Here is a 13508-nt window from a genome sequence, read left to right as displayed (position 1 = left end):
CGCGTAGCCATGTTCTTACAGATCCGGAGGTGCCAACCATACTCCTCTACGCCCGGCTCGTCCGGTACGGCTTCCGCAAGCACGCCACCTACGTCTGGGCAGCACTCGCCGGCGCGTTCACCAACAGCGTGTTCGGCGTCCTGCGCGCCTACATCCTCATCGCACTCTGGCAAGCCCGCCCCGGGCTGGCCGGTTACGACATCACCGACGCCGTCACCTTCTGCTTCGTCACCCAGGCGTTCATCGGGCCGATGCAGCTGTTCGGCGGCGGCCTCGGCCTGCCCGAGCGCATCCGCAGCGGCGACATCGCGCTCGACCTGGTCCGCCCGGCTTCGCTGCAGCTGTGGTCGCTGGCCGAGGACCTCGGCAGGGCCGCCTACCTGTTCCTCGTCCGCGGCATCCCGCCGATGCTGCTCGGCGCGGCGTTGTTCGGCATCGTCGTGCCCGCCGACCCCGGCCGGTGGGCGGCGTTCCTGTGCGGTTTCGCGATCGCGGTCGTGGTCAGCTTCGGCTGGCGCTACCTGGTCGCGCTGTCGGTCTGCTGGCTGGTCGACGACCGCGGCGTGGCGGTGCTGTCGCTGGTCCTGACGACCTTCTTCTCCGGGCTGATGCTGCCGTTGCGCATCTTCCCCGGCTGGCTCGGTGACCTCGCCGCGTCGCTGCCGTGGGCGGCCATGGTCCAGCTGCCCACCGACCTCTACCTCGGCAAGGCGCCCGTCCTGGAGACGCTGGCCTTCCAGGCGTTCTGGGCGGTGGTCCTGCTCGGGCTCGGCGCGCTCGGCACCCGGGTGATCCGCCACAAGGTGGTGATCCAGGGTGGTTAGGACGTATTTCCTGCTGGCCTGGACGTGGACCCGCGCCGCGGCCGCGTACCCGGCGTCGTTCTGGCTGATGGTCGCGCTCGGCGGCGTCATCGCCGCCCTCGACGTCGCCGTCATCCTGGTCATCTTCGCCAACACCACCTCGCTCGCCGGGTTCTCCCGCGAGGAGGTCCTCTTCCTGTACGGCACCTCCAGCGTGGCCTTCACCGTCTGCGACATGTTCGTCAGCAACCTCGACCGGGTCAGCCAGCACATCAAGGCGGGCACGCTGGACACCTTCCTCATCCGGCCGGTCAGCGCGTGGCTGCAGCTGGCCACCGACCACTTCAACGGCACCAGGGCCGGGCGGGTGGTGCAGGCGGGCGCGGTGCTCGGCTACGCGCTGGCCGTGCTGGACGTCGACTGGCGGCGTGCCTGGCTGATCCCGGTCATGCTGATCACGGGGATGGTCATCTTCACGGCGCTGTGGACGCTGGGCGGGGCGCTGCAGTTCGTGCTGACCGACGCCCCGGAGGTCGTCAGCTCCTTCACCTACGGCAGCCAGCAGCTCAGTCAATACCCGTTCAGCATCTACGGTCGCGACCTGGTCCGGGGCGTGACGTACGCGGTCCCGCTGGCCTTCATCAACTGGCAGCCGGGCCTGTACGTGCTGGGCCGCGACGACCCGTTCGGCACGCCGGAGTTCATGAGGTTCATGGGGCCGGCCGCCGCGCTGGTTCTCGCCCTGCTGGCGGCGCTGGCCTGGCGGCAGGGCATCAAGCACTACCGATCCACGGGGAGTTGAGAATGATCGAGCTCGAGCGGGTGGGACGCTCGTTCAAAGTGAAAAGGACCGTCGTCCACGCCGTACGCGACCTGTCGTTCACCGTGTCGGCCGGGGAGTTCGTCGGCTACCTCGGGCCCAACGGGGCGGGCAAGTCCACCACGATCAAGATGTTGTGCGGCATCCTCACGCCCACCTCAGGACGGGTGCGCGTGGCCGGGCTGGACCCGTCCCGCCGGCGCACCACGCTGGCGCGGCGGATCGGCGTGGTGTTCGGGCAGCGCACGACGCTGTGGTGGGACCTGCCGCTGGCCGACAGCTTCGAGCTGATCCGGCTGCTCTACAAGGTCGAGCGCGCGGCGTTCAGGTCGCGGCTCGACGAGCTGACCGAGACCCTCGACCTCGGCGCGTTCCTGCGCACACCGGTCCGGCAGCTCAGCCTCGGCCAGCGGATGCGCGGCGACCTGGCGGCCGCGCTGCTGCACGCGCCGGACGTGCTGGTGCTCGACGAGCCGACGATCGGGCTCGACGTGGTCAGCAAGGCCGGCATCCGGGAGTTCCTGCGCAAGCTCAACACCGAGGAGGGCACGACCGTGTTGCTGACCACGCACGACCTCGGCGACATCGAACGCCTGTGCCGCCGGGTGATGCTGATCGACCACGGGCGGCTGGCGTTCGACGGGACGCTGGAGGAGCTGATGGCCACCGCCCCCGACCAGTCCACGATCGAGGACGTCGTCACCCGCCTCTACACCGGCACCACTGCTCAGTAGTAGGTGCTCTCGGACGCGGGCTCGTACTCCTCGTCCAGGTCGTCGCGCTGGCGCGACCAGCGCGACGGCATCAGCACCGGGATGAACAGCGCCACGCCGAGCAGGGCGAACACGCCCGTCGTCAGCATGGTCTTGGCGCCGAACCCGGCGTCCCTGATGATCTGGTTCACCGACGGCTCGGACGGGATGAGGGACAGCGCCCTGTTCACGTCGAGCGCGTAGATGACCGTCCACGCCAGCAGGACCATGGACGGCACGAAGGCCGCCAGTGGGGAGACCCTGCCCGCCACCACGAGCCCGAGGACGAGGCCGACCGCGGCCATCGCGCCGAGCGCGATCCACATCTTCTGGCTGTCCGGTGGAGCCGCCGCCGCACTGGCGACGGCTTGCTGCACAGCCCAGCCGCCACCTGCCACCACGGCTGCCGTTACTACAAGCCCGATAAGCAAACCCGCCAAGTGCCGCAACGTTCTCACCTCTGTATCAACGTAAGTCGGCACGACCCTAGCGACAAATGCCGCAAACCGACCAGGCATTGAGCACTTGAGGTCTCAAGACACCCTGCCCCGTGAGACCATGTGGCACACCCATGCGCGCGCAACTTCCCCTCAGGCTCGCGCGGACGGCCGCCTTCTCCGCCGTCTGCGTGATCCTCGCCACGCTCGCACACGTGGTGGGTGGCGGCTCGGGTCCCGAGCCGTGGGCCGCCGGGCTGGGGCTCGCGGCGGTGGCCGGGCTGGGGCTGGCCCTGTGCGGCAGGGAACGCTCTCCCGTGACCGTCAACGGTGTGCTGGCGGTGGCGCAGCTCGGGCTGCACGAGCTGTTCGCCGGCGACGACACCGCCTACGTCTCCGTGCACGTCCACGGAGACGGCCTGGCGGTCAACGCCGGGATGTTGCTCGCCCACCTGACGGCCACGCTGATCACCGGCGTGTGGCTGGCGCGCGGCGAGGCCGCGCTCTGGTCGCTGCTGCGCCGCCTCGGTCGCCGTCTCGTCCTGTTGCGCCCGGTGGCGGTGCCCGCCGTGCGTGCGTGCGTGCCGGTCGTCTTCACCCGGGTCGTCCCGCCCCAGCCGGGGTTCCGGCACTGTCTGACCAGGCGTGGTCCTCCACTTCCCGCCTGACCTTCTGACACCTCTTTTCTCTCAATCAGCTCTCTCAGTCAGCCAAGTGGAGTTTCGCCATGTCCTTCGTACGCCGTGCCGCGACCGTGCTCGCCGCCGCCACCGCTCTCATCGCCGGCCTCGCGCTGCCCGCGCTGGCCCACGTCACCGTCCAGCCGGGCACCGCCGAGCAGGGGTCCTTCACCAAGGTCGCGTTCCGGGTGCCGAACGAGCGTGACGACGCCTCGACCACCAAGGTCGAAGTCAGCTTCCCCGCCGACCACCCGCTGGCGTTCGTGTCGGTCAAGCCCCTGCCCGGATGGGAGGTGAAGGTGACGGAGGGCAAGCTGCCCACGCCGGTCAAGACCGAGTACGGCGACCTGGAGGAGGCCGTCACCACGGTCGTCTGGTCGGGCGGGAAGATCAACCCGGGTGAGTTCCAGGAGTTCGAGGTGTCCATGGGGCAGCTGCCCAAGGACACGGCTCAGCTGCTGTTCCCGACGAAGCAGACGTACTCGAGCGGGGAGGTCGTGGACTGGGCCGAGGCGCCGAAGGCGGACGGCACAGAGGCCGCGCACCCGGCTCCGCTGCTCAAGCTCGTCCCCGCCGCCGCCTCCCCGTCCGCTTCCCCCAGCACCGCCGCGGCGGCCGCCTCGCCGGCCGCGACCTCGGTGGTCTTGAACCCGGCCGGGTCTGACGGCACCGCGCGACTGCTGGGCGGCGCCGGCCTGGCGGTGGGCGTCGTCGGCGTCGTCCTCGCCGCCCTCGGCCTCCGCCGCCGCTCAGCCTGACAAGCGCCGCGCACAGCCCGCCGCGCACAGCCCGCCGCGCGCGGCCCCGCGCGGGCGGCCCGGCGCCGCACAGCCCGCCGCGCGCGGCGGTCGGCTACCGCACTGGGACCTGGGAGGCCGTTGTGCCGCCGCCGGCGGCCTCCCAGCCGGCCACCACCGTCGGCGAGGCGTCCATGGCGCGGGTCAGGGGGACGGTCACGGTCGTCGTGCCTTTGGCGGACACCGTGACAACCCGGCTGCCTGCCGTCCCCCGAGCATCACGGACGAACAGGTGGGCCTTACCGGCGGCGGCCGTGCGCAATGTCACGGCCACTCCGTCCGGCACGCCCGTCGCCGCGGTCACCTGGCCGCTCGCGGACGCCTGCGCCGCGGGCCCGCCGCCCACCGGGACGTGCACGCGGACCGCCTGCTCCAGCGACTGCGGCGAGTCCAGGCTGGACAGAGCGGTGTCGGGGATCACCGGATCGGGCGCCGGCCGGTCCGCAGGCGGCCGGTACCCCGGCAGGGTCGCCACACCCCACCGGTACGGGTCGCCCTGTACGCCGCCCCACGTCGACCAGCCGATCCGAGTCTGGCCGGTCTTGTCCTGCGTGTCGGAGTCGTAGACCAGGATGTTCAGGCCCAGGTGCTCGGGGTCGACGGAGCCGGGCAGGGCCTCCATCGGGATGGACATCTCCACCGTGTACGCGCCGGAGACGACCGAAGAGGCGATCCGCACGCCCGTGGCGGGACCCTGGCGGTTGTCGGCGTCCCGCAGCGCGCACGGCGGCCCTTCGGCGGTCACTGGCAGGATCGCCGCCTTGAAGGTCGTGGAGGTGTTCTCGGACGTGCCGCGCGGATCGAGGGTGACCTCCACCGCGTCGGTACGCCAGTGCCGCTTGCAGTCGGCGGCGGCCAGCCGCGTGCCCAGCACGTCGTCCTTCACCTGCACCACGACGTACAACGTGTCCTCGCGCCAGGCCAGCTTGGCCGTGCCGGAGCAGTCGTCCGCCGACGAGCACGCGGTGCCCTCCCACCGGCGGGAGAGGTCGAGCGCGGGCCCGGTGTACTCGCCGTCGCCCTCGGCGCCGTCCACAGTGGGCCCCGTAGACGCCGCCTGCGGGATCGTGGTGGCCGGGACGAGTTCGAGCGCGGGCCGTCCGGTGACCGCGCCGTCCACGGCGACGGTGTAGGCGTAGTCGCCGCCCTCGTTGGAGGTCTTCAGCGAGGTGTCGGTGTTGGTGACGGTGAACGGCACCGTCACCGACGCCCCCGGGCCCAGGTCGCGGTAGGCGGCCTCGGCGCGGTCGGCGGCGAAGCCGGCGGGCAGGTCCACGCGTACGGTGCCGGACCGGGCAGTGTCGCCCACGTTCGTCACCACGACGCCGATCTGCCGGGAGCCGCCGGACGGGAGGGTGAGCACGGGCGTGACCAGTCCGCGCAGCTGCGGCACACCGACCTCGCTCACCCACGTCTCGTACTGGTCGACCTGGGGAAGCAACTGCTGCTGCCCGCGCGTGGCGGGGCCCGCCTCGACCTGCCGGTCGGTGTAGCCCCGTCCCCTTTCGGTGGTCAGCACGGCTCCGATCCTGGTCCTGCCGGCCGCGCTCTGGGGCGGCGTCACGGTGAAGCGCGCCGAACCGGTGCGTCCGGCGGCGATCCGGCCGAGGTCGCCGGAGCCCGTGACCGTCCAGCCCTCGGGCACCCGGAGCGCCGCGGACGAGCGGCCCAGCGGCTCGCGAGCGGCGCTCGTGGCGACCTCGACGGTGAAGGGGGTGCCGGGGCGGACGTCGAACGTGCTGGTCCGCAGGCCGAGCTGGGTCCCGAGCGGGACGGTCCCCGCCGCCCTGGTCAGCGCCCCGTCGAGGATGGCCGTCGGCGCGGCCGCCGCCGGGGTTCCCGGCTCGGGGAACGGCACCCGCGCGTCCACCTGGGTGAAGAAGTCGCAGCCCAGCTGGGCGGGGTCGGACGGCACGTCGGGGAAGACGGCCCAGCCCTGGGAGGCGTAGGTGCGCTGGGCGTCACGCTCGATCGCGGCCCATGTCCGGCCGCGCTGCGAGGGGCGTCCGCTCCACACGCCGTACACGTTCTGCGCCGGGTTGGCGGGCCGGAACGACGCGGCGCACGAGGGCCCGGTCTGCGAGGTGCCGCGCCCGCCGCCGGTGAGCAGCCGCGCGGGCGCGAAGGGACGCAGCCCTTCGCGGGTGATCTGCTCGGGGAACGCCTTCGGGTCGGCCGCCGCGTAGAACGCCTCGATGGCCAGCCGGGCGGCCTCCTGGTGGTTGCCGTGGTTGCCCGGCGTCGGGGCGGGGTCCATGGTCAGCAGGATCTCCGGCCGGGTCTGCCGGATGGTCCGCACGACCTTCTCGAGGGTGTCGCCGCCCCAGACCTGGTCGGTCAGCGGGGCGCTGACCGTGTAGTAAAAGTCGACGTCGTCGAGGTTGAACACCTCGCCGATGCCGGCCTTGGCGACCGCCGTCCGCTCCTCGGCCTCGCGCAGCAGCCCGAGTGCCGGGCCCTCCTCGGGGCCGACGGCGTTGCCGCCGCCCTCGCCGCGGGTGACGGTGACGACGCCGGTGCGCACGTCGTGGTCTTCGTTCCATTGGCCGAGCGTGGACAGGGTGAACGCCTCGTCGTCGGGGTGCGCGCCGACGAACAACGCGCCCAGGTCCACGGGCGCCTCGGCGGCCTCGGCGTCGGCCGGTAGAGCGGGCAACAGCGCGAAAACGGTGACCAACGCCATCAGCAGTCGTCGCATGGAACCTCCGTGGGGTTATTCGCGGACCGCCCCCTGGAGCAGGCCGCGGACGAAGTGTCGCTGGAGGAACAAGTAGAAGATCACGACCGGGGTCGCCACGATGACCGACCCGGCGGCGAGGAGGGTGAAGCCGGAGGTGTACTGGCCCTGGAAGAACGCCAGCCCGAGGGGCGCGGTCCGCAGCGACTCGCTGGTCACCATGATCAGCGGGATGAGGAACTCGTTCCACGTCCACATGAAGACCAGCACGGTCAGGGTGACGAGGGCGGGCCGGGCCGGCGGGACCAGCACCTGCCACAGGATGCGCCACGTCGAGGCCCCGTCGATGCGGGCGGCCTCGACGATCGCCCGGTTGGATGCGCGGAAGTACGCCCGCATCCAGAACGTGCCGAACGCCACCGACAACGCCACCTGAGGCAGCGCCACCGACCAGAACGTGTCGATCAGTCCAAGGGTGCGCAGGTCGAAGTAGAGCGGCACCGCGACGGCCTCGCTCGGCATCATGATCCCGAGCATGAACAGGTAGAACAGCACCGACTGGCCGCGGAAGCGCATGGTGCCGAACGCGTATCCGCTCATGATCGACAGCAGCACGCTGACGACCACGACGAACGACGACACCATCAGGCTGCTGCGCAGGTACGTGCCGAACCGACCGATCTCCCACGCCGCCGCGAAGTTCCCGAGCCCGGCCGTGCCGCCGCTGTCGGCGGGCCCGAGCGCGGCCGACAGGATGGTCACGATGGGGAAGAGCGCGAACGCGGCGAACACCGACAGGATGACGTAGTTGGCCGCCCGCTCCCCGCGCGAGATCACGTGACCCTCCTGTCCGCGAACCGGTTGATCCCGAACGAGATCACGAAGATGACGACGGTCAGCGTGACGCCGATCGCCGCCGCCGAGCCGACCTGGCTGAGCCCGAAGGCCCGGTGGTAGACCTCGTACGAGGGCACCGACGTCGAGTCGCCTGGCCCGCCCCGCGTCGTGATGTACACCAGGTCGAACGTGCGCAAGGCGGCGATCACCGTCAACGTCAGGGCGACCGCGATCTCCCCGCGCACCGACGGCAGCGTGACCGCGAAGAACTCCCGCACCGCGCCCGCCCCGTCCAGCCGCGCCGCCTCGTACAACTCGGCGGGGATGCGGCTCATCCCGGCCAGCAGCAGCACGGTCACCAGGCCCGTCTCGAACCACGTGCCCACCACGCCGACCGCCGGCAGGGCGAAGGTGTAGTCACCCAGCCAGCCCCGGGTCAGCGCGTCCAGCCCCAGCGCGCCGAGCAGCGTGTTGAGCGTGCCGTCGGGCGCGTACACCCGCCGCCACGCCACGGCCACGACGACCATGGCGACGACCTGCGGCAGGAACACCACGGTGCGGAAGAACCCCAGCCCGCGCACCTTGGCGTGGTTGAGGATCGCGGCCAGCCCCAGCCCGATCACCAGCGGCCCTGCCGCGTAGAAGACGATGAGGACCAGCGCGTGGCCGAAGGCGGCCCGCAATCCTTCGTCGGCGACGATCGCGGCGTAGTTCTCCAGGCCGACCCATCTGCCCAGGGACAGGCCGTCCCAGTCGTACAACGAGAACTGCACCGCGCGGCCGATCGGATAGAGCAGGAACGCCGCGTACACGGCGAAGGCCGGCAGCACGTACAGGTAGGCGACGCGGCGGGGCTCCCCGGGAGGCCGGGTCCCCATCGTCGGCTGGGTCATCCGTTGCTCTCGGCGAAGGTCTTGTAGTCCTTCTCCAGCGTGGCCAGGAACTCCTGCGGCGTCGCCTTCTTGGCCAGCAGGTCCTGCAGCACCGCCCCCAGTGTGTCGGCGAACGTCGGGGTGGCGTAGTCCAGGTACGGCACCAGCCCGTTCTTCGCGGTCACGGTCCCGAACGCGGTGAAGACGTCCTGCTGCGGGCCCTTGGCCACGCTCTGCTGGTCGGTCTCGGCGACCGGCAGGTTCCCTGTCTCGGTGAGCACTTTCATGGCGTCGGCGCTGGTGATGAAGTTGATGTACGCCGCCGCCGCGTCCGGGTTGGGGCTCTTGGCGGTGATCGCGAACGGCAGCCCCGTGCCGCCCGTCGCGACCGGCGGCGCGTCGGCCGTGACGCCCGGCGGCAGCATGAAGCCCAGGTCGTCGCCCAGGGTCTTCTGCAGGTCGGCGAGGAGCCAGGTGCCGGCGATCATGAAGACGCCCTGGCCCTTGCCGAACGCCTGCCAGGCCGGATCGTACCCCTGGCCGTTGAAGCCCTTGGCGAAGTAGCCCTTGTCGACCCAGCCGACGAGCTGCTCGGCGGCGGTGGTGTTCTCGGTCGTGTTCCAGGAGGCGCCCTTGCGGCCGAAGGCGAGCGTGCCGATCTGGCCGGGCGGGACGTGGCGGCCCTGCACGGTGCCGAACACGTGGACGGCCGGCCACTTGTCGAGGTTGCCGAGCTGCAGCGGCACCTCGCCGCCGGCCTTGGCGGTGGCCAGCGCCGTCTCGAAGTCGGCCCACGTCTTCGGCGGCTCCAGGCCGAGCTTGGTGAGCTTGGCCCGGTTGTAGAAGACGCCGACGACCTCGCCGACCTGCGGCAGGCCGTACAGGTTGCCCTCGCCGAACAGCTTGCCGTCGGCGCTGTAGCGCGAGTACCGCAGCACCGACTCCGGGTAGCGCTGCTTCCACCCGTACACGTCGGCGTAGGCGTCCAGCGGGCGCAGCTGACCGGCCTTGACGAACGCGCCCATCGCGGAGCGGCCGTTGTTGGCCTCCACCACGTCCGGCGGCTCGTTGCCGCTCAGCGCCAGGCGCAGGGTGGTGTTGAGGTCGTCGAAGGAGCGGGAGACCCGGTTCAGCTTGATGTTGGGGTATTTGGCCTGGAAGGCGTCGTTGAGCTGCTTCATTTGGGCCGCCTGCCCGCCGCGTACCTCCTGATCCCAGACGGTGAGCGTGACGTTGCCGAGCGCGGCGGCATCGGTGCGCACCGCACTCGGCGACCCTGAAGACGACCCCGCGGGCGAGGCCGGCGACGGCGGGGCCGAGGAGCCGGGCGCGCACGCGGTCAGGACCAGCATGCCCGCGGCGAGCGCGGCGAGTCGCATCGGGGGGGTCATGGTGTTACTCCTTCTGCGCAGGCGCGCGAGGCGCGTCCGGGTCCTCGCCCTCGGCAGGGGGCCTCTGGGAGGCCATGCCGACGTCGGCGTAACGGGCGATGGTGGCGACGGCGCGGCGCACCGCGCCGACCGGGACAGTGGGCACCAGCCGGTCGAGGAAGGCGTAGCGGCGGGCCAGCGAGCTGCCGTAGGCGCCGCTGTGCCCGGCTGCCTCGCGTACCTCGTGCCACCAGTCCGCGATGTCCCCCCAGCCCGGCGCGGCCAGCGACCCGCCGAACTGCTGGACCGCCAGCGCGGCGCACACCTCCGCGAACGCCAGCCGGTCGGCGAGCGGCCAGCGGCACAGGGTGCCGAGCACGAAGCCGGCGCCGAAGACGTCGCCCGCGCCGGTCGGGTCGAGCGCCGTCACCCGCGGCGCGGGCACGAACGCCTCCTCGCCAGTGATCGAGTCGATGGCCATGGCGCCGTTGGCCCCGTCGGTCACCACGGCCAGCGGCACCCGGTCGGCGATCGCGTACAGCGCGTCGCGGGGCGTGTCCGTGCGGGTGTAGGCCATCGCCTCGGTCGCGTTCGGCAGGAACGCGTGGCAGATCGACAGCTGCTCCAGCACCTCGGACGACCAGGCGCCGGACGGGTCCCAGCCCACGTCTGCGAAGATCAGCGCCCCGTCGCGGTGCGCCAGCTCGGCCCAGTTGCACGAGCTGCCCGGCGCGCCGAGCGGCTCTTCGGGGGAGAGCGTCACGATCACGGCCTTGGAGCGGGGCGGCTTGCCGATCATCTCGGACGCCGGCATGGGCGCGGGGTGGCCGTGGGTCACCATGCTGCGGTCGCGGTCCACCGCCATGGACACCGTCACCGGCGAGTGCCAGTGCGCGAAACGCTGCGACCTGGACAGGTCGACCGACTCCTGCTCCTCCAGCGTGCGCCAGCAGAAGTCGCCATAGTCGTCGTCGCCGAACGCGGCCGCCAGCGACGTGCGCAGGCCCAGCCGGCTGGTCGCGATGGCGAGGTTGGCGATGCCGCCCGGGCACGAGCCCATGCCCTCGGCCCAGATCTCGGTGCCGGCCTCGGGCATCGCGGGCAGGCCCGTGAAGATGATGTCCAGGAAGACCGTCCCGGCCAGGAACACGTCGAACTGCGGGCCCTCGGGGGTCCGCTCGTCGGCCAGAGGGTCGTACGCCTGGACAGACACGGGAATGGGTCCTCCTCGACACACCGAGATGTGCGCAATCTTGCATGTTTACTCGGACACTTCAAGTATTTCCACGCAAGTGTTTGGAGCAAGATGCCTACTTCTGCGCGAAATTGGTTGATACACTCGCGCCGTGCTTCAGCGCCTCAGGCATGCCGAGATCATGCGCCGCGTCCGGCTCTCAGGCGCCACGAGCGTTCGCGATCTCGCCAGCCAGCTCGGCGTGAGCCCGTCGACCATCCGCAGGGACCTCGAGGTGCTCGACCGCGACGGGACGCTGCGGCGCGTCCGCGGCGGCGCCCTGGCCAGCGTGGACGCCGACGCCGACCGGCCCTTCGCCGCGGTCGAGGCGGTCGACGAGCAGGACAAGGAGGCGGTGGCCGCGCGGGCCGCGCAGCTGGTGGCCGACGGGGACGTGCTCCTGCTCGACATCGGGACGACCACGATGCGGCTGGCCGAGCGGCTGCGCCGGCGCCGCGTCACGGTGGTCACCTCCAGCCTCGCCGTGCTCGACGTGCTCCGCTCCGACCCGGCGGTCGAGCTGCTGATGCTGGGCGGCATGCTGCGCCGGCCCTACCACTCGCTGGTCGGGGTGCTGACCGAGGCGGCGCTGAGCCAGGTGGTCGCCGACCGCGTGTTCCTGGGTGCCAGCGGCGTGCGGCCGGATGGTCAGCTCGTGGACACCACGCTCGCCGAGGTGCCGCTGAAGCGCGCCATGATCGCGGCGGCGCGGCAGGTGGTGCTGCTCGTGGACCGGCACAAGTTTCCCGGCACCGGCGCGCTGCGCGTGTGCGGCCCCGAGGACATCGACGTCATCGTGACGAACGAGGGCGCCGACGCGGCGACGCTGCGCAACTGCGCCGCCGCGGGCGCCGAGGTCCTGCTCACGTGAAGGGATGCGGATGAGACTGGCCGTCCTCGGAGGCGGGGGCTTCCGGGTGCCGCTCGTGTACGGCGCGCTCCTGCGCGATCGGGCCAAGCCCCGCGTGCAGGAGGTGGTGCTGTACGACGTGTCGGCGCAGCGGCTGGAGACCATCGGGCACGTGCTGCGCCAGCTTGCCGCCGGACACGACGACCCGCCCGTCGTGCGGACCACCACCGACCTGGACACCGCGCTGCGCGAGGCGGACTTCGTCTTCTCGGCCATCCGCGTGGGCGGCCTGGCCGGGCGCACCGCGGATGAGCGGGTCGCACTGGAGCTGGGCCTGCTCGGCCAGGAGACGACCGGTCCCGGCGGCATCGCCTACGGCCTGCGGACCATCCCGGTCGCGCTCCACGTGGCCGAGCGGGTGGCCGCGCTCGCGCCCCGCGCCTGGGTCATCAACTTCACCAACCCGGCAGGGATGATCACCGAGGCCATGCGGCGGGTGCTCGGCGACCGGGTGATCGGCATCTGCGACTCGCCGATCGGGTTGATCCGGCGGGCCGCCGCCGCGCTCGGGCTCGACCCGGCCCGGGTGTCGCCCGACTACGTGGGGCTCAACCACCTCGGCTGGCTGCGTGGGCTCGTCCACCAGGGCCGCGATGTGCTGCCCGGCCTGCTGGCCGACGACGTGGCGCTGGTGAAGGTCGAGGAGGCCCGCATCTTCGGACCCGAGTGGGTGCGCACGCTCGGGGCGCTGCCCAACGAATACCTGTACTACTACTACTTCACCCGCGAGGCCGTCGCCGCGATCTCCGGACCGACCCGGGGCGAGTCCCTGCTGGGCCAGCAGGACGCGTTCTACGCCGCGGTGCGGGCGCGGCCGGACGAGGCGCTCGCCGAGTGGCTGAGCGCACGCAGGCAGCGCGACGCCACCTACATGGCCGAGGCCCGCGACGCCACCGACGCCGGCGAGCGGGAGGCCGCCGACCTCGAAGCGGGCGGGTACGAGGGCATCGCGCTGGCGCTCATGGCCGCCATCGCGCGCGGCGAGCCCGCCACCATGATCCTCAACGTGCGCAACGGCTCGGCGGTGCCGGGCCTGCCCGAGGACGCGGTCGTGGAGATCCCGTGCGCGGTCGGGGGCGCCGGCGTGCGCCCCTTCGCCACCCGCCCGCTCCCCGGGCGGTTCCTGGGTCTTCTCCAGCAGGTGAAGGCGGTCGAGCAGACGGCCATCGAGGCCGCGCTGACCGGATCTTCCGATCTGGCGGTGGCGGCGTTCGCGCTGCATCCGCTGGTCGACTCGGTGACGACGGCACACAGGCTGCTCGACGGCTACCGCGCCCGCATCCCCGAGCTGGCCGCCGTCTTCCCGAGCTGAAAGGCCA

General features: G+C 71.9%; 13 protein-coding genes. 7 read left to right on the top strand and 6 right to left on the bottom strand.

What is annotated here, in order from left to right:
* The first annotated feature begins 29 nt into the window (after nucleotides 1–29).
* The 3 genes from ACTWQA_RS03740 to ACTWQA_RS03730 are packed head-to-tail and all read left to right on the top strand — an operon-like array spanning nucleotide 30 to nucleotide 2357.
* Complete coding sequence (locus tag ACTWQA_RS03740) at nucleotides 30–824, top strand: ABC transporter permease (RefSeq protein ID WP_443157888.1); 795 nt, start codon at nucleotides 30–32, stop codon at nucleotides 822–824.
* Nucleotides 817–1605: an ABC transporter permease gene (locus tag ACTWQA_RS03735; RefSeq protein WP_443157887.1), complete on the top strand. Its 789-nt coding sequence runs from the start codon at nucleotides 817–819 to the stop codon at nucleotides 1603–1605. Before ACTWQA_RS03740 ends, ACTWQA_RS03735 begins: the two co-directional genes overlap by 8 nt.
* A 2-nt stretch (nucleotides 1606–1607) precedes the next feature.
* Nucleotides 1608–2357 (top strand): ABC transporter ATP-binding protein, encoded by a 750-nt coding sequence (locus ACTWQA_RS03730; RefSeq protein ID WP_443157886.1) that lies wholly within the window; start codon nucleotides 1608–1610, stop codon nucleotides 2355–2357.
* On the opposite strand, the gene ACTWQA_RS03725 is transcribed toward ACTWQA_RS03730, so the two are convergent.
* The gene (locus ACTWQA_RS03725) at nucleotides 2351–2752 is read right to left on the bottom strand and encodes a hypothetical protein (protein WP_443157885.1); all 402 of its coding nucleotides are present in this window, start codon (nucleotides 2750–2752) and stop codon (nucleotides 2351–2353) included. The genes ACTWQA_RS03730 and ACTWQA_RS03725 overlap by 7 nt on opposite strands.
* A gap of 194 nt (nucleotides 2753–2946) precedes the next feature.
* Here ACTWQA_RS03725 and ACTWQA_RS03720 point away from each other — a divergent pair, with 194 nt between their 5' ends.
* Nucleotides 2947–3480: an MFS transporter gene (locus tag ACTWQA_RS03720; RefSeq protein WP_443157884.1), complete on the top strand. Its 534-nt coding sequence runs from the start codon at nucleotides 2947–2949 to the stop codon at nucleotides 3478–3480.
* A gap of 59 nt (nucleotides 3481–3539) precedes the next feature.
* Nucleotides 3540–4250 (top strand): YcnI family copper-binding membrane protein, encoded by a 711-nt coding sequence (locus ACTWQA_RS03715; RefSeq protein WP_443157883.1) that lies wholly within the window; start codon nucleotides 3540–3542, stop codon nucleotides 4248–4250.
* A gap of 94 nt (nucleotides 4251–4344) precedes the next feature.
* Here ACTWQA_RS03715 and ACTWQA_RS03710 read toward each other — a convergent pair whose 3' ends face one another.
* Genes ACTWQA_RS03710 through ACTWQA_RS03690 form a run of 5 tightly spaced genes read right to left on the bottom strand, consistent with a single transcriptional unit; the run spans nucleotide 4345 to nucleotide 11258 of the window.
* A complete protein-coding gene (locus tag ACTWQA_RS03710; RefSeq protein WP_443157882.1) occupies nucleotides 4345–6987 on the bottom strand; it encodes a sugar-binding protein in 2643 nt (880 codons plus the stop codon).
* Between the two features lie 15 nt (nucleotides 6988–7002).
* The gene (locus tag ACTWQA_RS03705) at nucleotides 7003–7803 is read right to left on the bottom strand and encodes a carbohydrate ABC transporter permease (protein WP_305917879.1); all 801 of its coding nucleotides are present in this window, start codon (nucleotides 7801–7803) and stop codon (nucleotides 7003–7005) included.
* The gene (locus ACTWQA_RS03700) at nucleotides 7800–8696 is read right to left on the bottom strand and encodes a carbohydrate ABC transporter permease (protein ID WP_327582646.1); all 897 of its coding nucleotides are present in this window, start codon (nucleotides 8694–8696) and stop codon (nucleotides 7800–7802) included. Before ACTWQA_RS03700 ends, ACTWQA_RS03705 begins: the two co-directional genes overlap by 4 nt.
* Complete coding sequence (locus ACTWQA_RS03695; protein WP_443157881.1) at nucleotides 8693–10066, bottom strand: extracellular solute-binding protein; 1374 nt, start codon at nucleotides 10064–10066, stop codon at nucleotides 8693–8695. The genes ACTWQA_RS03700 and ACTWQA_RS03695 overlap by 4 nt, the downstream gene beginning before the upstream one ends.
* Before the next feature lie 4 nt (nucleotides 10067–10070).
* Nucleotides 10071–11258, bottom strand: coding sequence for a PfkB family carbohydrate kinase (locus ACTWQA_RS03690; protein WP_443157880.1), 1188 nt, complete (start codon nucleotides 11256–11258; stop codon nucleotides 10071–10073).
* A 133-nt stretch (nucleotides 11259–11391) separates the two neighbouring features.
* Here ACTWQA_RS03690 and ACTWQA_RS03685 point away from each other — a divergent pair, with 133 nt between their 5' ends.
* On the top strand, nucleotides 11392–12150 hold the full coding sequence (locus ACTWQA_RS03685) for a DeoR/GlpR family DNA-binding transcription regulator (protein WP_443157879.1): 759 nt from the start codon (nucleotides 11392–11394) through the stop codon (nucleotides 12148–12150).
* 10 nt (nucleotides 12151–12160) lie between these two features.
* Nucleotides 12161–13501: a 6-phospho-beta-glucosidase gene (locus ACTWQA_RS03680; protein WP_443157878.1), complete on the top strand. Its 1341-nt coding sequence runs from the start codon at nucleotides 12161–12163 to the stop codon at nucleotides 13499–13501.
* Nucleotides 13502–13508 lie beyond the last annotated feature (7 nt).

Origin of the sequence: Nonomuraea sp. 10N515B, from assembly GCF_052245915.1 — a bacterium.
Taxonomy (GTDB): domain Bacteria; phylum Actinomycetota; class Actinomycetes; order Streptosporangiales; family Streptosporangiaceae; genus Nonomuraea.
This window is presented reverse-complemented; position numbering and strand designations above follow the sequence as displayed.

What these genes read in the sequence shown, in the direction of transcription:
- ACTWQA_RS03730 (WP_443157886.1), top strand. Translation starts at nt 1,608, where the DNA reads ATGATCGAGCTCGAGCGGGTGGGACGCTCGTTCAAAGTGAAAAGGACC.
- ACTWQA_RS03720 (WP_443157884.1), top strand. Translation starts at nt 2,947, where the DNA reads ATGCGCGCGCAACTTCCCCTCAGGCTCGCGCGGACGGCCGCCTTCTCC.
- ACTWQA_RS03715 (WP_443157883.1), top strand. Translation starts at nt 3,540, where the DNA reads ATGTCCTTCGTACGCCGTGCCGCGACCGTGCTCGCCGCCGCCACCGCT.
- ACTWQA_RS03710 (WP_443157882.1), bottom strand. Translation starts at nt 6,987, where the DNA reads ATGCGACGACTGCTGATGGCGTTGGTCACCGTTTTCGCGCTGTTGCCC.
- ACTWQA_RS03700 (WP_327582646.1), bottom strand. Translation starts at nt 8,696, where the DNA reads ATGACCCAGCCGACGATGGGGACCCGGCCTCCCGGGGAGCCCCGCCGC.
- ACTWQA_RS03695 (WP_443157881.1), bottom strand. Translation starts at nt 10,066, where the DNA reads ATGACCCCCCCGATGCGACTCGCCGCGCTCGCCGCGGGCATGCTGGTC.
- ACTWQA_RS03680 (WP_443157878.1), top strand. Translation starts at nt 12,161, where the DNA reads ATGAGACTGGCCGTCCTCGGAGGCGGGGGCTTCCGGGTGCCGCTCGTG.